Source organism: Glycomyces sp. MUSA5-2, assembly GCF_037034145.1.
GTDB classification, from domain to species: Bacteria; Actinomycetota; Actinomycetes; order Mycobacteriales; family Micromonosporaceae; genus Glycomyces; species Glycomyces artemisiae.
Genome location: NZ_JBAGKG010000004.1, coordinates 144,340 through 161,872 on the forward strand (window position 1 = coordinate 144,340; position 17,533 = coordinate 161,872).

15 protein-coding genes, 1 tRNA gene and 1 pseudogene are annotated in these 17,533 nt (G+C 70.5%); 8 read left to right on the forward strand and 9 right to left on the reverse strand.

The window, feature by feature from the left end; genetic code table 11:
* The first annotated feature begins 25 nt into the window (after positions 1–25).
* Positions 26–316, forward strand: coding sequence for an antibiotic biosynthesis monooxygenase family protein (locus WA640_RS14315; RefSeq protein WP_106365245.1), 291 nt, complete (start codon positions 26–28; stop codon positions 314–316).
* 59 nt (positions 317–375) lie between these two features.
* Here WA640_RS14315 and uvrB read toward each other — a convergent pair whose 3' ends face one another.
* A complete protein-coding gene (uvrB, locus tag WA640_RS14320; protein ID WP_106365246.1) occupies positions 376–2,433 on the reverse strand; it encodes an excinuclease ABC subunit UvrB in 2,058 nt (685 codons plus the stop codon).
* A 78-nt stretch (positions 2,434–2,511) separates the two neighbouring features.
* On the opposite strand from uvrB, the gene WA640_RS14325 reads away from it, so the two are divergent.
* Positions 2,512–3,930: a hypothetical protein gene (locus WA640_RS14325; RefSeq protein ID WP_335988452.1), complete on the forward strand. Its 1,419-nt coding sequence runs from the start codon at positions 2,512–2,514 to the stop codon at positions 3,928–3,930.
* Positions 3,931–3,988: 58 nt separating this feature from the next.
* Here the strand turns inward: WA640_RS14325 and WA640_RS14330 are convergent, their stop codons facing one another.
* The 6 genes from WA640_RS14330 to WA640_RS14355 form a co-directional block, all read right to left on the reverse strand.
* Positions 3,989–4,690: a hypothetical protein gene (locus tag WA640_RS14330; RefSeq protein ID WP_106365248.1), complete on the reverse strand. Its 702-nt coding sequence runs from the start codon at positions 4,688–4,690 to the stop codon at positions 3,989–3,991.
* Between the two features lie 433 nt (positions 4,691–5,123).
* Positions 5,124–6,314, reverse strand: a complete 1,191-nt coding sequence (coaE, locus tag WA640_RS14335; protein ID WP_335988455.1) for a dephospho-CoA kinase — start codon at positions 6,312–6,314, stop codon at positions 5,124–5,126.
* 74 nt (positions 6,315–6,388) lie between these two features.
* Entirely contained in the window at positions 6,389–7,888 is a 1,500-nt protein-coding gene (rpsA, locus tag WA640_RS14340) for a 30S ribosomal protein S1 (RefSeq protein ID WP_106365250.1), read from the reverse strand.
* 208 nt (positions 7,889–8,096) lie between these two features.
* On the reverse strand, positions 8,097–10,808 hold the full coding sequence (gene polA, locus WA640_RS14345) for a DNA polymerase I (RefSeq protein ID WP_335988459.1): 2,712 nt from the start codon (positions 10,806–10,808) through the stop codon (positions 8,097–8,099).
* A 118-nt stretch (positions 10,809–10,926) separates the two neighbouring features.
* Positions 10,927–11,544: an ANTAR domain-containing response regulator gene (locus WA640_RS14350; RefSeq protein ID WP_106365251.1), complete on the reverse strand. Its 618-nt coding sequence runs from the start codon at positions 11,542–11,544 to the stop codon at positions 10,927–10,929.
* Between the two features lie 145 nt (positions 11,545–11,689).
* Positions 11,690–12,427 carry a 5-formyltetrahydrofolate cyclo-ligase gene (locus tag WA640_RS14355; protein ID WP_335988462.1) on the reverse strand — a complete coding sequence of 246 codons (738 nt, stop codon included), beginning with the start codon at positions 12,425–12,427 and terminating at the stop codon, positions 11,690–11,692.
* 128 nt (positions 12,428–12,555) lie between these two features.
* Between WA640_RS14355 and WA640_RS28865 the strand changes: the two are divergent.
* The 5 genes and pseudogenes from WA640_RS28865 to WA640_RS14380 form a co-directional block, all read left to right on the forward strand.
* Positions 12,556–13,437, forward strand: a pseudogene (locus WA640_RS28865) (aminoglycoside phosphotransferase family protein); the annotation flags it as partial.
* A 22-nt stretch (positions 13,438–13,459) separates the two neighbouring features.
* Positions 13,460–14,218 carry an SDR family NAD(P)-dependent oxidoreductase gene (locus WA640_RS14365; protein ID WP_335988465.1) on the forward strand — a complete coding sequence of 253 codons (759 nt, stop codon included), beginning with the start codon at positions 13,460–13,462 and terminating at the stop codon, positions 14,216–14,218.
* Positions 14,219–14,252: 34 nt separating this feature from the next.
* Positions 14,253–14,711 carry a MarR family winged helix-turn-helix transcriptional regulator gene (locus tag WA640_RS14370; protein WP_335988467.1) on the forward strand — a complete coding sequence of 153 codons (459 nt, stop codon included), beginning with the start codon at positions 14,253–14,255 and terminating at the stop codon, positions 14,709–14,711.
* Positions 14,701–15,414 (forward strand): hypothetical protein, encoded by a 714-nt coding sequence (locus WA640_RS14375; protein ID WP_335988468.1) that lies wholly within the window; start codon positions 14,701–14,703, stop codon positions 15,412–15,414. Before WA640_RS14370 ends, WA640_RS14375 begins: the two co-directional genes overlap by 11 nt.
* 69 nt (positions 15,415–15,483) lie before the next feature.
* Positions 15,484–15,557, forward strand: a tRNA-Leu gene (locus WA640_RS14380).
* Here WA640_RS14380 and WA640_RS28870 read toward each other — a convergent pair.
* Positions 15,517–17,013 carry a recombinase family protein gene (locus WA640_RS28870; RefSeq protein WP_442904763.1) on the reverse strand — a complete coding sequence of 499 codons (1,497 nt, stop codon included), beginning with the start codon at positions 17,011–17,013 and terminating at the stop codon, positions 15,517–15,519. The genes WA640_RS14380 and WA640_RS28870 overlap by 41 nt on opposite strands.
* Between WA640_RS28870 and WA640_RS14390 the strand changes: the two genes are divergently transcribed.
* The gene (locus WA640_RS14390) at positions 16,954–17,229 is read left to right on the forward strand and encodes a hypothetical protein (RefSeq protein WP_335988472.1); all 276 of its coding nucleotides are present in this window, start codon (positions 16,954–16,956) and stop codon (positions 17,227–17,229) included. The genes WA640_RS28870 and WA640_RS14390 overlap by 60 nt on opposite strands.
* A gap of 119 nt (positions 17,230–17,348) precedes the next feature.
* On the opposite strand, the gene WA640_RS14395 is transcribed toward WA640_RS14390, so the two are convergent.
* A complete protein-coding gene (locus WA640_RS14395; protein ID WP_335988473.1) occupies positions 17,349–17,507 on the reverse strand; it encodes a hypothetical protein in 159 nt (52 codons plus the stop codon).
* Positions 17,508–17,533 lie beyond the last annotated feature (26 nt).

Below are 17,533 nucleotides of genomic sequence, written 5' to 3' on the forward strand. Positions count from 1 at the left end.
GTGAGCCTTGTGGGACGCTCCGCGCATGGTTCTGGAAGTCGCTGAAATCAAGATCACCCCCGGGCAGGAGGACGCCTTCAAGGAGGCGTACCGCGGCGCCCGCGCGTTCGTCGAGGCCTCCCCCGGGTGCCGCTCCATCCGCATGACCCAGGGGGTCGAGAACCCCTCCCGGTTCGTGCTCCTCATCGAATGGGACTCCGTCGAGGCCCACGAGCAGGGCTTCCGCGAGACCGACCGGTTCCCGAAATGGCGCGAGGCGATCGGCCCGTTCTTCGCGGAGCCGCCGTTCGTGGAGCATGCAGTCGACATCGACTAGCACCCTCGGCACAACACCGGCACGGGCCCGCGCATTCCCCGCGCGGGCCCGTCGCCGTGTCAGCCTCCGGCCGCGTCGATCTCCCGCAGCTCCCGCTTCAGGTCGGCGATCTCGTCGCGGTACGCCGCCGCCAGTTCGAAGCGCAGTTCCCTTGCGGCGGTGAGCATCTGCTCGTTGCGCTCGTCGATCTGCTGCACGATCTCGGAGCGCACCTTGCCCGCGCCCTTCGCGTCGGTCCTCTTCCCGCGGACGGGCCGCTCGGCGGCGACGAGCTTCGCGGTCTCGGCCGCGGAGTCGTACAGGTCCTCCATGATGTCGCCGATGCGCTTGCGCAGCGGCTGCGGGTCGATGCCGTGCTCCAGGTTGTAGGCCACCTGCTTCTCGCGGCGCCGGTCGGTCTCGTCGAGCGCGGCCTTCATCGAGTCGGTGAGGTTGTCCGCGTACATCAGGACCGTGCCCGAGACGTTGCGGGCCGCGCGCCCGATCGTCTGGATCAGCGAGGTCGCCGAGCGCAGGAAGCCCTCCTTGTCGGCGTCGAGGATCGCCACGAGCGACACCTCCGGCAGGTCGAGGCCCTCCCGGAGGAGGTTGATGCCGACGAGCACGTCGTAGTCGCCGCGGCGCAGCTCCCCCAGCAGCTCGACGCGGCGCAGCGTCTCGACCTCCGAGTGCAGGTACCGCACGCGGATGCCGTTGTCGAGGAAGTAGTCCGTGAGGTCCTCGGCCATCTTCTTGGTGAGGGTGGTCACCAGGACCCGCTCGTCCTTCTTCGCGCGCTCGCGGATCTCGAACATGAGGTCGTCGATCTGGCCCTTCGTGGGCCGCACCTCCACGTGCGGGTCGACCAGGCCCGTGGGCCGGATGACCTGCTCGACGAACTTGTTCCCGGTCTGCTCCAGCTCCCACTTGCCGGGCGTGGCCGACAGGTACACCGACTGGCCGACGCGCTCGCGGAACTCGTCGAAGCGCAGCGGCCGGTTGTCCTGCGCGCTGGGGAGGCGGAAGCCGTGCTCGACCAGGTTGCGCTTGCGGGAGGCGTCGCCCTCGCTCATCGCGCCGATCTGCGGGACGGTCTGGTGCGACTCGTCGATGATGGTCACGAAGTCCGAGGGGAAGTAGTCGAGGAGCGTGTGCGGCGGCGACCCGGCGGGGCGGCCGTCGATGTGCCGCGAGTAGTTCTCGATGCCGTTGCAGGTGCCGGTCTGCTTCATGTTCTCCAGGTCGAACACGGTGCGCATCCGCAGCCGCTGGGCCTCCAGGAGCTTGCCCTGGGACTCCAGCTCCGTCAGGCGCTCTTCGAGTTCGACTTCGATGTCGCGGATGGCGCGGCGCATCCGCTCGTCGCCGGTGGCGTAGTGCGAGCCGGGGAAGATGAGGACCCGGTCGACCTCGCGGATGACGTCGCCGGTGATCGGGTGCAGGTAGTAGAGCCGGTCGATCTCGTCGCCGAACATCTCGATCCGGATCGCCAGCTCCTCGTACGCCGGGATGATCTCGATCGTGTCGCCGCGGACCCGGAAGGTGCCGCGGGTGAACGCGATGTCGTTGCGCGCGTACTGGACGTCGACGAGGCGGCGCAGCAGCTTGTCGCGTTCCCACTCCTGGCCGACGCTCACCTCGGTGGCCTGTTCGAGGTACTCGGCGGGCGTGGCGAGGCCGTAGATCGCCGAGACCGTGGCGACCACCACGACGTCGCGGCGGGTCAGCAGCGAGTAGGTGGCGCGGTGGCGCAGCCGCTCGACCTCCTCGTTGATCGAGGCGTCCTTCTCGATGTAGGTGTCGGTCTGGGCGACGTACGCCTCGGGCTGGTAGTAGTCGTAGTAGGAGACGTAGTACTCGACGGCGTTGTTCGGCAGGAGCTCGCGGAACTCCTTCGCCAGCTGGGCGGCGAGCGTCTTGTTGTGGGCCATCACCAGCGCGGGGCGCTGGAGCTTCTCGATCAGCCACGCGGACGTGGCGGACTTGCCGGTGCCGGTGGCGCCGAGCAGCACGGTGTCGCGCTCGCCGCTGCCGACCCTGTCGGCGAGCTGCGCGATCGCGGTCGGCTGGTCGCCTGACGGCTCGTACTCGCTGACCACCTCGAAGCGCCCGTCGGCGCGCGGAATATCGAAAGCCACGGCCCAACGGTAACCCCGGGGTCCGACACTCCTCCGCTCCGAGGGTGACTTTTCGGGCGCAGGATCGTTGGTCCCTGCGTGAGCTCCACTACCTCGATTCCGTTCAAGTCGGCCCTGCTGTGGGTCGTCGCCATCATCACCGCGGTCGCGATCGCCGGGTGGTTCGCCGTCTCGTGCAGTCCGGGGAACTCGCAGGCCGAGCGCCCGGTCAGCGAGGACGAGGCCGCGCTGCTGGCGTCGATGCGCCAGAAGAACCACGACGCCGATCCCGTCGCGCTGCGGATGAGCCTGCCGGTCGACGGCGAGACGCTCGTCGTCGACGGGTACATGGACTGGCGGGTGCCGATGGTGTACGCGCGCGTCCCGGCCGACGACGGCTCGTACACGCTGGTCCAGGCCGTGCCGGGGCTGATGGCCTCGCGGGCCGACGACGAGGCCGCGTTCGCGGCCGCCACGGTCCCGGAGGACGGCTGGACGACCCGGGCGATGCTCTCGGGCGCCGGGTCGCCGCTGGAGACGACCCTCGACATCCTCGTGTCGTCCCTGTTCACGCTGACCGCGGCGGACGCGGACGACCCGGCCGAGCTGGCCGAGGACGCGACCTGGCGCGAGGAGGGGATCATCGACGGCGAGCCGGTGGACTCGTTCCGGGCGCCGATCATGGTGGAGACGGGCGAGCCCGCCGCCGACGAGACCGCCGCGGCGGCCCCGGAGGCCCTGTACTCCATCGACGGCGAGGGCGTACTGCGCCGGTTCCAGGTGAACACGGGCGCCGAGAGCCTCTCGGCCGTGGACTTCCTGCGCGATGTCGCGGTCGACCCCGCCGGGCTCGACCCGGTCGACCTCCTCGGCGGCCCGGCCATCGCGCCCGCCGAGGTGGACGAGGACCTCGCGGAGGCGATCAGCGAGGTCAGGTACGAGAACTGGGAGCGGTCCTCGGAGGTCGAGCTGTCCGTGCCCGTCGCCGACGGGCAGGTCGCGACCGGGTTCGGGTCGGTCGACTGGCGCACGATGACCGCGTACCTGCACCTGGAGGACCCGGACGGGCAGCGGCTCATGCTGGCGCGGCCGGGCGGGTTCGCGACCCTCGCGGTCGAGGACGGCGAGCTGCCCGAGACGCCGCCCGCGGAGGGCTGGGAGGTCCACAAGCTGAGCGACGAGGACGTCGCCGACAGCTTCGGCCCGGTCGAGTCGCTGGTGTACCGGCTGCTGGAGATGGCCGCGGAGGAGCCCGACGACGAGGAGCGGATGGCCGCCGACGCGCGGCTGCTGCGCACCGACGGCACCGAGGACGAGCCGGAGTACGTGGTCGAGTTCCCCGTCAACGGCGACGCGCAGGCCGAGGCGGGCCGGTCGGCGTACCGGTACCACCTGGCCGACGACCGCCTCACCGAGGTCGAGATGATGACGTACTACGGGGTCGCGAGCGCCGAGGTGGCCTACGAGGACTACCCGATGGTCGCCGTCCCGTGGGAGGTCGCCGACCAGATCGGCTGAGCCGCAAGGCGAGACGACGCGGGCCCGGCCATCGGCCGGGCCCGTCGCGCGTCGGGCGCTAGGCGGCGCGCTGGAGGTCGAGCCTGCGGAGGGTCGCGATGAGGTGCGTGTGCATCTCCTCGGGGAGCTCCCGGTTCTCCATCCACTCCAGGAGCAGGCCCTTGGCCGCCCGGACGCGCAGGTGCACCAGTTCCACGGCGGCCGCGATCCGCCAGAGCCACGGGGCCTCGGTCGCACTCACGATCCTCCAGAGCACCTCGATCGCGGCGATCCGGTTGAGCTCCGCCCAGCGGCGGGCGGCCTCCAGCCGGATCTCGAAGCCGCGGGCGGCGTCGGTGGCGAGCCCCTTGAGCACCTCCTCGGCGTCGCGCAGCGCCAGGGGCACGAGCGCGATCGCGGCCTGGAGGCGGCATTCGACGTCGAGCCCGGCGGCGGTCGCGATCACGAGGATCGCGAGGCGCCGGCGGTCCTCGCCGGGGATCCGGCGGGCGGCCGCGAGGCGCGAGAACGGGTCGTTGGCGACGTCGAGGGCGAAGCGCAGGAGCGCTTCGGAGGCCTCCTCGGGGAGGCAGCGGAGGTACTCCTCGGCCAGTGCGAGGCGGTGGTCCTGGCTCAGGTCGTGGTTCTGGATCGCGTTGCACAGGAGCCAGCGGGACGCCTCGCCGGCCCCGGGGCCGTGGGCGAGGTCGTGGACGGCGCGGTCGCGGTCCTCGCTGTTCTGCTTCATGTCGCGGATGGTGGCCTCGGCGTCGCGCTGCACGTCGCGCGGCTCCGAGATCCTCGTGTCGATGTGCCTGCACTCCGAACGGGCGCTCCGCCGTCCGAAGGTGATCCTTCCGAGCACGCCGCCGCGGAGGCGGCGCGGCTTGGCGTGGCGACTGCGACGGCCCGGGCCGGAGGCGGGGGCGGTCGGAGCGGCCGGACCTGCTGGAATATCCATTGTGGTCTGGTGACTTTCTGTGGTGGTCGAAGAGTCGGACCGGACTCGCCCGCGAATCACCGGTATCCGCGGCCGGGTCGGGAGGGGTGTCGTCGATCGGCAATCGAACGCGACTGTTCATCGTAACAGAATCGGACACCGCAGTAGGAACGGCATTTTCCGTCATCTGGCTATCACCGCGGGTCACCGATGGGAGATCCGGACACGACAAAGGACCCGCGAGACGCTCGCGGGTCCTGTCCGTGTCCGGTCGCTAGCAGAGCGGCGCGTGCCAGCCGTGCTCCTCGGCCCAGCGGTTGGCGCGGGGCCAGCCCTCGCGGTCGAACCAGGGCTCCTTGGCCTCGGTGTACTCGCGCGTGGAGTCGAACTTCGCGGCGAGCGCGCCCTTGACGTGCGCGTACTCGGCGCGGGCCTGCGCGTCGGCGCGGAGCCAGTCGCGGAACAGCAGCGCGTACCGCTGGCCGGGCGCGTCGATCGACCGGAAGTGGAGGTGCGCGATGTTGCCGGGGTCGGCGGAGCCGTAGAAGCGCTTCTCCCACTGCTCGATGTCCGGGTGCCCGGGCTTGGGCGAGTCGTAGGCGACCTTGCCGAAGTACCCGGCGTCGCCGAGGGCCTCGGCGAACGCGTCGACGATGTGCAGCGACACCACGGTGACCTGGATGTCGACGACGTCCTTGGCGGGCAGGCCCGGGACGGCGGTCGAGCCGACGTGGTCGATGCGGACCGCGCTGGGGCCCATGACGCGGCGCAGGCGCGCGGCGTGGTGCTCGAAGCGGTGCGCCCAGGCCGGGTCGGTCTCGACGAGCTGGAGCTTCTCGGGCCGGGGCTCGTACCGCTCGTTCTGGAGGTTCTCCGCGAACGGCTTGATGCGCTCGTCCCACAGCAGGGCAACGCGCCGTTCGAGCTCGTGGACGTCGTGGTCGTTGGAGAGGACGACGTCGCAGACCTCGCGGCGGTCGGCGTCGGACGCCTGGGCGTCGATCCTTCTGAGGGCGTCGGCGCGGTCGAGGCCGCGCGCGGCGAGCCGTTCGAGCCGGAGCTCTCGCGGCGCCTCCACGTCGATGGCGAGGTGGAAGCCGGGCGCCTGGCCGGTCTCGGCCAGGAGCGGGATGTCTTGGACGACGATGGCGTCGTCGGGCAGGGAGTCGGTGATCTCGCGGGCCCGGGCGCGGACGCGCGGGTGGACGATCGCTTCGAGTTCGGCCCGCGCGGGCGCGGAGTCGAAGACGATCTCGGCGAGTTTCGCGCGGTCGAGCGCGCCCTCCGGGGTCAGGACCTCGGGGCCGAAGCGTGAGACCACCGCGGCGAGGCCCTCCGTGTCGGGGGCGACGACTTCGCGGGAGAGGGCGTCGGCGTCGATGACGCGCGCCCCGAGCTCTGCGAGCTGCTTCGCGACCGTGCTCTTACCGGCTCCGATGCCACCGGTCAATGCGACGTTAAGCACAGATAAAACACTACCCGCCCCGGGCGAACGGCCTGGGACGGGCAGTGGTCTGTCAGTTGAAAGAGTGACGGCTGCTAGTTGCCGGCGAGCTTCTCGCGGAGAGCCGCGAGCGCCTCGTCGGTGGCCAGCGTGCCCTGGGGCTCCGCGGGGGCCGACTTCTTCTCGGAAGTGGCCTTCTTGGCGCCCTTGTCGCCCTTCGGTGCGGCTTCGCCCTCGGCGGGCTTGGCCGGAGCCTCGGTGATGACGCGCTCGGCGATCTGCTTGCCGTGCTCCTCCCAGCGGGTGCGGGCCTCGGCGTACTGCCGCTCCCACTCCTCGCGGGCCTCGTCGAAGCCCTCCATCCACTCGCCGGTCTCCGAGTCGAAGCCCTCCGGGTAGATGTAGTTGCCCTGGTCGTCGTACTGCGCGGCCATGCCGTACAGCGTCGGGTCGAACTGCTCCTCGTTCTCGACGTAGGCCTCGTTGGCCTGCTTGAGCGAGAGCGAGATCCGGCGGCGGTCCAGGTCGATGTCGATGACCTTGACCATGGCGTCGGAGCCGACCTTGACGACCTGCTCGGGCACCTCGACGTGGCGCTCGGCCAGCTCGGAGATGTGCACGAGGCCCTCGATGCCGTCCTCGACGCGGACGAACGCGCCGAACGGGACGAGCTTGGTGACCTTGCCGGGCACGATCTGGCCGATCGCGTGGGTGCGCGCGAACTGGCGCCACGGGTCTTCCTGGGTCGCCTTCAGCGACAGGGAGACGCGCTCGCGGTCCAGGTCCACTTCCAGGACCTCGACCTCGACCGGCTGACCGACCTCGACGACCTCGGACGGGTGGTCGATGTGCTTCCAGGACAGCTCGGACACGTGGACCAGGCCGTCGACCCCGCCGAGGTCGACGAAGGCGCCGAAGTTGACGATCGAGGAGACCGTGCCCTTGCGGACCTGGCCCTTCGCGAGCTGGTGCAGGAACTCGGTGCGGACCTCGGACTGGGTCTGCTCCAGCCAGGCGCGGCGCGACAGGACCACGTTGTTGCGGTTCTTGTCGAGCTCGATGATCTTGGCTTCGAGTTCGCGGCCCACGTACGGCTGGAGGTCGCGCACGCGGCGCATCTCGACCAGCGACGCGGGGAGGAAGCCCCGGAGGCCGATGTCGAGGATGAGACCGCCCTTGACCACTTCGATGACCGAGCCGCGGACGACGCCGTCCTCGTCCTTGATCTTCTCGATGGTGCCCCAGGCGCGCTCGTACTGGGCGCGCTTCTTGGAGAGGATCAGACGGCCTTCCTTGTCCTCCTTCTGGAGGACGAGGGCCTCAACGTGATCGCCCACAGCGACGACGTCTTCAGGGTCGACGTCGTGCTTGATCGACAGCTCGCGCGAGGGGATGACGCCCTCGGTCTTGTAGCCGATGTCGAGCAGGACTTCATCCCGGTCGACCTTGACGACGGTACCTTCGACGATATCGCCGTCGTTGAAGTATTTGATGGTCGCGTCGATCGCGGCGAGGAGCTCCTCGTCGGACAGATTCTCGTCGACCGTGGTGCTGTTCTCAGCGTTGCTCGAGGTGGCCTCGATGCTGCTCGTCATGTGGGCTGGTGCTCCGGATACGTATCATTCGTGGGCTCGCGCCCGCGCCCTGGGGACGCGCGCACTCGCGGTTCAGTCCCGGGCCGCCCTTGCCGCCGGCGGCGTCCTGCTCCATGCTGAGGACGCGGACAAGCCCAGGCCCGTCCAGGTTACCGTGCGCGATAATGCCGCGCCAGTCCGGGCCAGGGGCTGGTGTCCACGGACACCGCTAATGGGCAGCGTCTTCCCACGACGAGCCGAAGCCCGCGGCGACCGTCAGCGGCACGGCGAGCGTGGCGGCGTTCGACATCTGCTCCCGCACGAGTGATTCGAGCCGCTCCGCCTCGCCCGGTGCGACCTCGCACACGAGCTCGTCGTGGACCTGGAGGATGACCCGCGAGTCGAGCTTCGCCTCGCGCAGCGCCCGGTCGACGCCGAGCATCGCGGTCTTCATGATGTCGGCCGCGGAGCCCTGGATCGGCGCGTTCAGGGCGGCGCGCTCGGCGATCTCGCGGAGCTGGCGGTTGTCGGAGGTCAGGTCAGGGAAGTAGCGGCGCCGGCCCATGATCGTCTCGGTGTACCCGGTCTTGCGGGCCTCCTCGACGACGCGGTGCAGGTAGTCGCGGACCTTCCCGAAGCGCGCGAAGTAGTCGTCCGACAGCTGCTGCGCCTCCTCGTTGGAGATGCCCAGCTGCTGGCTGAGGCCGTACGTCGACAGGCCGTACGCGAGGCCGTAGGACATGGCCTTGATCTTCCGGCGGTGCTCGGCGGAGACCTCGCCGAGGCCCACGCCGAAGACCTTCGCGGCGACCGCGGAGTGGATGTCCTCCCCCGCGATGAACGCGTCGATCAGGCCCTCGTCGCCGGTGAGGCTCGCCATGATCCGCATCTCGATCTGGCTGTAGTCGATGGTCATGAGCGACTCGAAGCCCTCGGAGACGACGAACCCGGCGCGGATCGCGCGCCCGGCCTCGGAGCGGACCGGGATGTTCTGGAGGTTCGGGTCGGCGGACGAGAGGCGCCCAGTGGCGGCGACGGTCTGGTGGAACGTGGTGTGGATGCGCCCGTCGGTCTGGATCGTGGCGCGCAGCGTGGCGACGATCTGCTTGAGCTTCTCGACGTCGCGGAAGCGCAGCAGCTGCTCCAGGAGCGGGTGCCCGGTCTTGACCAGGAGCTGCTGGAGCGCCTCGGCGTTCGTGGTGTACCCGGTCTTGGTGCGCTTGGTCTTCGGCATCTTCAGCTCCTCGAAGAGGATCTCCTGGAGCTGCTTGGGCGAGCCGACGTTGAAGGGGCGGCCGACGATCTCGTGGGCGCGGTCGGTGGCGTCCTTCGACTGCGCGGCGAACCCGGACTCGATGTCGGCGAAGTGGCCCTCGTCGGCGGCGATCCCGGTGATCTCCATGCGCGCGAGCACGCCGATGATCGGGAACTCCAGGTCGTCGGCGAGCGCGGCCTGGTGGCGCTGCTCCAGGCGCTTCGACTGCTCGGCGGCGAGCTCGGCGACGACCGCGGCGGCGGTGCAGTCGGCGTTGACTCGGGCGGTGTCGTCGTCCGCGGGCTGGCCGGCGAGCGCGGCGTCGCTGAACAGGGCCCCGTCGTCGGCGGCGGTCTGGGCGGTCTCCAGTTCGCGGCCGAGGTATTGCATCGCGAGGTCGCCGAGCGCGTAGGAGCGCTGCTCGGGCTTGAGGAGGTACGCGGCGATCATGGTGTCGGCCTTGAGCCCGGCGGGCTCGGGCCAGCCCGCGGCGTCGGCGCCCCACAGGAACGCCTTGGCGTCGTGGACGAGCTTCGGCTTGAGGGGGTCGGCGAGCCAGGCGGTCCAGGATCGCTCGTCCTCGGCGTCGAGCTGCGGGGGCTCGAACCACAGGGCCTGGCCGCCTTCGGCGAGGGCGATGGTGTCGAAGGACCCGGCGCCGGACGCGAAGGTGCCGGTGAAGGCGACGGCGACGTCGCCGGTGCGCTCGCCGAGCCAGGCGGCGAGGCCGCCGGGGACGAGCACGGCGGTCTCGACCTGGGCGGTCTCGGCGACGGGGGCGACGGCGGCGCCGACGGCCTTGTCGGCGAGGTTGGCGTTGAGCCGGTCGCCGAGGGCGCGGAACTGGAGGGCGTCGAAGAGGCTGTTGGTCTCGGCGACGTCCCAGCCGTGCCATTCGAGGTCGGCGACGGCCTTGTCGAGCTCGACGTCGGTGACGAGGCGGTTGAGGCGGTGGTTGCGCATGACGTCGTCGAGGTGGTCGCGCAGGCTCTGCCCGGCCTTGCCGGTGATCTCGTCGGCCTTCGCGACGAGGCCGTCGAGGGAGCCGTACTTGGTGATCCACTTCGCGGCGGTCTTGGGGCCGACGCCGGGGATGCCGGGGAGGTTGTCGGCCTTCTCGCCGACGAGGGCGGCGAGGTCGCGGTAGCGCTCGGGGGTGACGCCGTACTTCTCCTCGACGGCCTCGGGCGTGTACCGGGCGAGCTCGGTGACGCCCTTGACCGGGTAGAGGAGGGTGACGGCGTCGTTGACGAGCTGGATGGCGTCGCGGTCGCCCGAGGAGATGAGGGTGGCGAGCCCGGCGGCCTCGCCTTGGGTGGCGAGGGTGGCGATGATGTCGTCGGCCTCGAAGGTCTCCTTGGTGAGCCAGGCGATGCCGAAGGCGTCGAGGAGCTGCTTGATGATGGGGATCTGGCTCTTGAACTCGTCGGGCGTGGCGCCGCGGCCGTCCTTGTAGGCGGCGTACTCGTCGGTGCGGAACGAGTGGCGGGAGACGTCGAAGGCGACCGCGACGTGCGTGGGCTCCTCGGCCTTGAGCAGGTTGATGAGCATCGAGGCGAAGCCGTAGACGGCGTTGGTCACCTGCCCGTCGTCGGTGGCGAACTTCTCCGCCGGCAGGGCGAAGAACGCGCGGTAGGCCATCGAATGGCCGTCGATCAGGAGCAGGCGGGATTGCGAAGCGGTCACGCCCCCGAGCCTATCGAGTGGGTCCGACAGGATCGGGGCAAGTCCGGCGACGGCGTGGCCGCGGTACGCCGAAGGCCCGCGATCCGGCGGATCGCGGGCCCCGTGGAATGCGGGTCGCCTACTCGGCTTCCTGGGCTTCCTTCTGCTCGGCTTCGGCGATGACGCGCTCGGCGACGGCGCGCATGGACAGGCGGTGGTCCATGGCGGCGCGCTGGATCCAGCGGAACGCGTCGGGCTCGGCCATGCCGTACTGGGTCATGAGGAGGCCCTTGGCGCGGTCGACGAGCTTGCGGACTTCGAGCCGCTCGGTGAGGTTCTCGACCTCCTTCTCCAAGGCGGTCATCTCGGCGAAGCGCGTGAGCGACAGCTCGATCGCGGGGACCAGGTCGGACTTCTGGAAGGGCTTGACCAGGTAGGCCATGGCCCCGGCGGAGGTGGCCCGGCTGATGAGGTCGCGCTGGGAGAAGGCGGTGAGGATCACGACCGGCGCGATGCGCGCGGAGACGATCTTCTCGGCGGCCTGGAGACCGTCCATGATAGGCATCTGGATGTCGCAGATGACCAGGTCGGGCAGGTGCTCCTGGGCGAGGCGCACGGCGGCTTCGCCGTCGGCGGCCTCGGCTACCACCTCATAGCCCTCCTCGGTGAGCATCTCGGCCAGGTCGAGGCGGATGAGCCCCTCGTCTTCGGCGATGAGCACGCGCTTGCGCGGCTCCTCGGCGGCCTTGCTCGTCATGCGGGTCCGTACCTTTCATGCGCGTCTGGACGGTGGGTCGTGCGGGAATCGCGGCACGTCCGGACGCTAGCTTAGCCGCCGCGTGTTACGTCCGCACGTTCCTATGGCGAGCGTTTCGGACGCCAGGGCCGAAACGTGAGCCGCACTACCCCTCACCGGGGCCGCCGCGAGTGTTCGCCATGAGCGCGTCGAGGAGCGGGATCTCGGCGAGCTGCTCGGCGGTGAGCCGGTCTTTGTGGAGCCCGTGCGGGCGGCGGGTGCGCGGGCAGCGGATGATCCGGGTCGGGGTGACGACGAGGTCGACGCGGAAGTCGTGCGGCTCCTCGGGGATCGGCTCGTCGAGCACCTGGAGGTCGTGGACGGTGGTGGCGATGACGGTGCGGTCGTCGATGAGCCCGGCCTCGGTGAGCATCCCGTACTCGATGTCGGCGTACCCGCGGCCCTTGCCGATCCGGGCGCCGTCGCGGTTGACGGCGACGGACCCGGAGACGACCAGGTCGAGCCGCTGCATCGCCTCGACGCCGACGAGGAGGCTGTGCGCCTCGGCGGCGTCGCGCGTGGCGGCCTCGTCGGGCGTGTAGCTCGGCAGCAGCGAGTTCAGCAGGTAGAACGGCTGGTCGAGCGCGAGTTTCGGGACGGCCATGTAGGTGGCCTTGGAGGCGCCGAGGGCCAGCGCGCGCACCTGGTGCTGGGCGCGGTCGGGGTTGACCTTGACGGCGTTGGCGCCGCGCCAGTGGTCGGTGGCGGCGAGGCGCTCGGCGGCTTCGCTCGCGCCTTGGAAGCGGGGTATGCGCCCGGCCGGGTCCCCTTCGGCGGCGCCTTGGCGCTCCAGGAGCGACCACACGCGGTGTCGGATCTCATCCTTCGCTTGCGCCGACGACATTCCGGTCTCCTCAACGCCCAGGGGTGAACTCCTCCAGGCTCCCACACCTCCACTGTGCCCGCCATCCTCCGGTCCCGGGAAACCCGGTTGCCGCCCGGCCCGGGCGGTGCGAGGCTCTGCCCATGCAGATGCACGACGACCAGCTGTTCGTTCCCGTTGCCGCAGTTCAGGAGCTGATCGACGCCCAGTTCCCGCGGTGGCGGGGCCTGCCGGTGTCCCCGGTGGCCTCGTCGGGGACGGTGCACGCGATCTTCCGCGTCGGCGAGGACCTGGCCGCGCGGTTCCCGCTCCAGCCGGCCGACCCGGCGGAGGCACGGCGCGCGCTCGAAGCTGAGGCCGACGCGGCCCGGGAGCTGCTGGGCCGCACGGGTTTCCCGACGCCGAAGCCGCTGGCGATCGGCGCGCCGGGCGCGGGGTATCCGCTGCCGTGGTCGGTGCAGACGTGGCTGCCCGGCGAGACGGCGGAGGGCGATCCCGGTGCGTCCCATGGATTGGCGGCGGACCTGGCCGAGTTCGTCCGCGACGTGCGGTCGATCCCCACCGAGGGCCGCCGCTTCTCCGGGAGCGGCCGGGGCGGCGTGCTTGCGACCCATGAAGAGTGGGTGCAGCGGTGCCTCATCGAAAGCGAGGAGCTGCTCGACGTGGCGCTCATGCGCCGCCTGTGGTCCGGGATGCGGGACCTGCCGCGCGGCACGGCGCCCGACGTGATGAGCCACAGCGACCTCATCCCCGGCAACGTGCTCCTGCGCGAGGGCCGCCTCGTCGGCGTCCTCGACGTGGGCGGCCTCGGCCCCGCCGACCCGGCCCTGGACCTCATCGCCGCCTGGCACCTCCTCGACGCGGGCCCGCGCCGCACCTTCCGCGACGCCCTCGCCCCCGCCGAATCCGAGTGGGACCGCGCCCGCGCCTTCGCGTTCGTCCAGTCCATCGGCGCCGCCTGGTACTACGCGGAGTCGAATCCGGCGGTGACCCGCTGGGCGACGCGGACGCTGGCCCGCATCGCCTGCGACGTCGTCGGCTTAGGCTCGACGCATGGGACGGGCAGTGGTCGTGACGGGCGGCGGGCGCGGGGTCGGGCGGGCGGTCGCGGAGCGGCTGCTCGACGGCGGGGACGCGGTCGTGGTGGTGGAGACGGCGCCGGTGCCGTGGCTGGAGCCGCTCGCCGCGGCCGGGCGCGCGGCGGTGGTCGTGGGCGACGCCGGCGAGGACGCGGTCGCCGCCCGGGCCGCGGAGGCCGCGGCGTCCCTGGGGACGCTGCGCGGCTGGGTGAACAACGCGGCGGTGTTCCGCGACGCGTGGCTGCACGAGGCCGGCGGCGCGGCGGTCGCGGAGCTGATCCGGGCGAACCTCCAGCCGTGCCTGGCGGGCGCTGCCGCGGCGGTGCGGGCGTTCCTGGCCGCCGGCACGGGCGGGGCGGTCGTCAACGTGTCCTCGCACCAGGCGCAGCGCGCCGTCGGCTGCGCGCTGCCGTATGCGACGGCGAAGGCCGCGGTCGAGGGGCTGACGCGGGCGCTCGCGGTGGACTACGGGCCGCTCGGCATCCGGGTCAACGCGGTCGCGCTGGGGTCGATCGCGACCGAGCGGATGGACGCCGTGCCCGACCGCGAGGCCTTCGCTCTCCGGATGCGGGAACTGCACCCGCTGGGCCGCGCGGGCGAGGGCGCCGAGGTTGCGGACGCCGTGGCGTACCTCCTCTCCGACGCCGCCTCGTTCGTCACCGGGGCGGTCCTTCCCGTGGACGGCGGCCGGGCCGCCCAGGGGCCCGACCCGGAGGCCCGCCGACTCGATTGACAGGTACCTGTCAAGTGCTGCTAGCCTTGCGCGCGTGGAGGAACTGAGTCCGCGCGCGCTCGCGGTGTCCGAGCTGATCATCGGCGTGTTCCGCGCCAACGGCGCGCTCATCGCCGCCGGGGACGACCTCGCGCGGCCCGCGAGGCTCACTAGCGCGCGCTGGCAGGTCCTCGGCTTCGTCGACACCGAGGCGCGCACCGTCGCCGACGTGGCCCGCCTCATGGGGCTGCGCCGCCAGAGCGTCCAGCAGACGGCCGACGCCCTCGTCCGCGACGGCCTCGCCGAGCTTCGCGACAACCCGCGCCACCGCCGCGCGAAGCTCATCGCCCCCACGCCCGCGGGCCTGCGCGCGCTCGCCGACGTCGAACGCCGCCATGCCGAATGGGCCGACCGCCTCGCCGCGCGCCTCGACCCCGACGCGGTCGCCGCCGCCCGGGCCCTCCTCGACACCCTCAGCGCCGCAATCGAACAGGAGCCTCCGCATGACCGGTGAGAAGACGATCCCCCTGCTCCCGTGCCGATCCATCGACGAGACCGCCGCGTTCTACCGGACGCTCGGCTTCACCGAGACGCTCCACCAGACCCGGCCGAACCCGTACACGGTGGTCGTCATGGACGACATCCAGCTCCACTTCTACGGCGTCGACGACCTCGACCCCGAGAACACCTACGGCACCTGCATCGTCATCGTCCCCGACACCGGCGCCCTCTTCGACCGCTTCGCCGCGGGCATGCGCGCCGAGCACGGCAAGCTCCTCGTCGCCGGCATCCCCCGCGTCACCCGCCCCCGCAAGCGCGCCAACACCGGCAACCGCGCGGGCTTCTCCCTGGTCGATCCGGGCGGCAACGTGATCCGCTTCTTCCCGGCCGACGAGGACGAGGACGCGGCTCCCCAGCGCGTCAGCAAGCTCGGCAAGCTCCTCGAACGGGCGATCGTCCTGGGCGACGCCAAAGGCGACACCGCCCAAGCCGCGAGAATCCTCGACGCGACCCTCGCCAAAGCCGCCGACACCCCCGCCACCGAACTCGCCGAAGCCCTCGCCTACCGCGCCGACCTCGCCGCCCGCACCGACGACCGCCCCCGCGCCCTCGAACTCCTCGACCGCCTCGCCGCCGTCCCCCTCACCCCCGGCGACCGCACCGCCCTCGCCCCCACTCTCACCGCGGCAGCCGACCTCAGAACCCAACTGACCTGACCCATCCCCCGTCCCGACCGCCCCCCAGGTATCATTCACACCGGCCCCGCCCCGCACAGGCAGGACCCCGGCCCGGTATTCCAACTGGCAGAGAAGACGGATTCAAAACCCGTACAGTGTGGGTTCGAATCCCACCCGGGCTACGTCATTAACCCGCACAGCAACCGCTGGTTGTGCGGGTTTTTCGCCTTCTTGCACGTTTTCCACCTCATTCAGCAACGTTCGCACTATTTCCGCGAGCGTAGGCGTGACGGTGGCGTGACAGGTCAGCTCTTGGGCTTCGGGCTGGTGTACCAGCTCCACCCTGAACGCCTGCAAGAGCCGACGAAGCTTGTCCGCGGGCAGGCGGTCGGTGTCGATCTTGTCGCACGGGAACGCGTCGACGATCCGGACATCCGGCTTGCTGCGAAGACTCTCCTCGATCGTCTCGATTCTGGTTCGGAGACCGTGGCGCTCTTGAGCGAGCTGCCGCTGGCGCTCCACCACGCTTTGGATGAGGTCGTTGTCGAAGTCCTCAGCGAGCTCGAACACCCGCACGAGTTTCGACTTCCGTTTCTCCGAGTCTGCCAGGGCGGCAGCAAGGGTGTCGCGCTCCCGCTCCAACTCGGTTGCGTCGGCTGCTTCGAGTTGGTCGGCGAGCGCCCGGAGGCGGCCGGTTCGCTGCGCCCCGAGCAGGTAGCTGTCCAGGAACTTCTCGATGACCCGCTCGGCGAGGTCCTCGCGCAGGTAGGTCGCGGCCGGGTGGCCGTCAGGGCGTGACCCGCGCTTGGGGTGGCACGAGTAGTAGATGCGCTCTTTGCGGGGCGTGCCGTACATGCGCAGCCCGCACAGCCCGCATCGGATGATCGAACGCAGCCGGTAGTCGGGGCGTTGGTGCTGTTCGGTGCTCTTGTTGCGGCGCCGCGCGTGGTAGCCGGAGGCTTGCTGGGCGGCGCTGAACTGCTCGGGGCTGATGATCGCCTCGTGTGTGGGTTCGGGCGACCAGACCCATTCGTTCATGGGGTTGATGCGGTTGCCGCCACTCTTAGTCGCGTGCCGGTTCCAGACCATGTAGCCGGTGTACTTCGGGTTGCGCAGGATCTCGCGGACCGTCGCACCGCACCAGTCCCCCCGGGCGCGAGCAGGGTTGGACGGTTCGGGCGGCGGATTGAGCGCCAGGTCTTCGTTCAGGATCGCCGCAATGGCCTCGTAGCCAGCGCTTCTGCCGATGCGCAGTTCGAAGATGCGGCGCACGACCGCGGCCCGTGTCGGGTCGATCTCAAGCCTGGTCTTCGAGATGCCTGCGGCACGTTTCTCAGCTACCGGGTGCGGCGTGCGATTCGCCTGGTACCCGTACAGCGGCTTCCCGATGTTGAACCCTGCCTGAGTGTGGACTTCGGTACCGCCCCAGGACTTCTCCATCAGATCGAGGACGTACCACTCGCTGATCCCCTGCTTGACTCGCCGCGTGAGAACGGTGGTGGCGTTCTTGAGCTTGCGCCGCGTGGCGACGACCGGTTCGTCGGCCGCCAGGAGCGCGACGCCTAGTTCTTCAAGCTCGTGCTCGATGCGAGTCGAAAAGTAGGTGATGCGGGCGAGGCGATCGATCGACTCGCACATGACGATATCGAAGCCCCGATCGCGACGTCGGGCATCGCGAAGGAGGTCCTTGATGCCGCCGGTGCGGGGAATCGGGATGTCGAACTGCTCGTGGGCGTTGCCCATGCCCCGTCGGTCGAGATCGGTGCGACCGCTCTCGATGTCGTAGTAGAAAGCGACGATCTGCGCCCCTGGCGGAAGGTTCTTCTCGCACGCGTTGAATTGGCGCGGGAGTGAGATGGTCGGGTCTTGGAGGTCCTTGGTCGAGGTGCGGCCCAAGACTGCGACGCGGAGGAATTGCTCCACATTGCCCATGGCCGCTTGGGCTGCCATTTCGCCGACCAGCCAGGGCGGTGTTACTGATTGAGCCATTCGATCACTTCCAGGATTGCTCGGATTTGCTCGGTCTCCAGCACGAGTGCTTCATCGCCGTCGACTTCGTGAATCACCCACGTCGCGGCGATCTCAGGCTCGGACTTGCCGGTGTGCTCTCGGCTGTTGTCACCGCCTGTCATGGCGCACCCCTGCTGGCCTTACGGCG

What these genes read in the sequence shown, in the direction of transcription:
- WA640_RS14315 (WP_106365245.1), top strand. Translation starts at nt 26, where the DNA reads ATGGTTCTGGAAGTCGCTGAAATCAAGATCACCCCCGGGCAGGAGGAC.
- rpsA (WP_106365250.1), bottom strand. Translation starts at nt 7,888, where the DNA reads ATGACGAGCAGCATCGAGGCCACCTCGAGCAACGCTGAGAACAGCACC.
- WA640_RS14350 (WP_106365251.1), bottom strand. Translation starts at nt 11,544, where the DNA reads ATGACGAGCAAGGCCGCCGAGGAGCCGCGCAAGCGCGTGCTCATCGCC.
- WA640_RS14355 (WP_335988462.1), bottom strand. Translation starts at nt 12,427, where the DNA reads ATGTCGTCGGCGCAAGCGAAGGATGAGATCCGACACCGCGTGTGGTCG.
- WA640_RS14365 (WP_335988465.1), top strand. Translation starts at nt 13,460, where the DNA reads ATGGGACGGGCAGTGGTCGTGACGGGCGGCGGGCGCGGGGTCGGGCGG.
- WA640_RS14375 (WP_335988468.1), top strand. Translation starts at nt 14,701, where the DNA reads ATGACCGGTGAGAAGACGATCCCCCTGCTCCCGTGCCGATCCATCGAC.
- WA640_RS28870 (WP_442904763.1), bottom strand. Translation starts at nt 17,013, where the DNA reads ATGTGCGAGTCGATCGATCGCCTCGCCCGCATCACCTACTTTTCGACT.
- WA640_RS14395 (WP_335988473.1), bottom strand. Translation starts at nt 17,507, where the DNA reads ATGACAGGCGGTGACAACAGCCGAGAGCACACCGGCAAGTCCGAGCCT.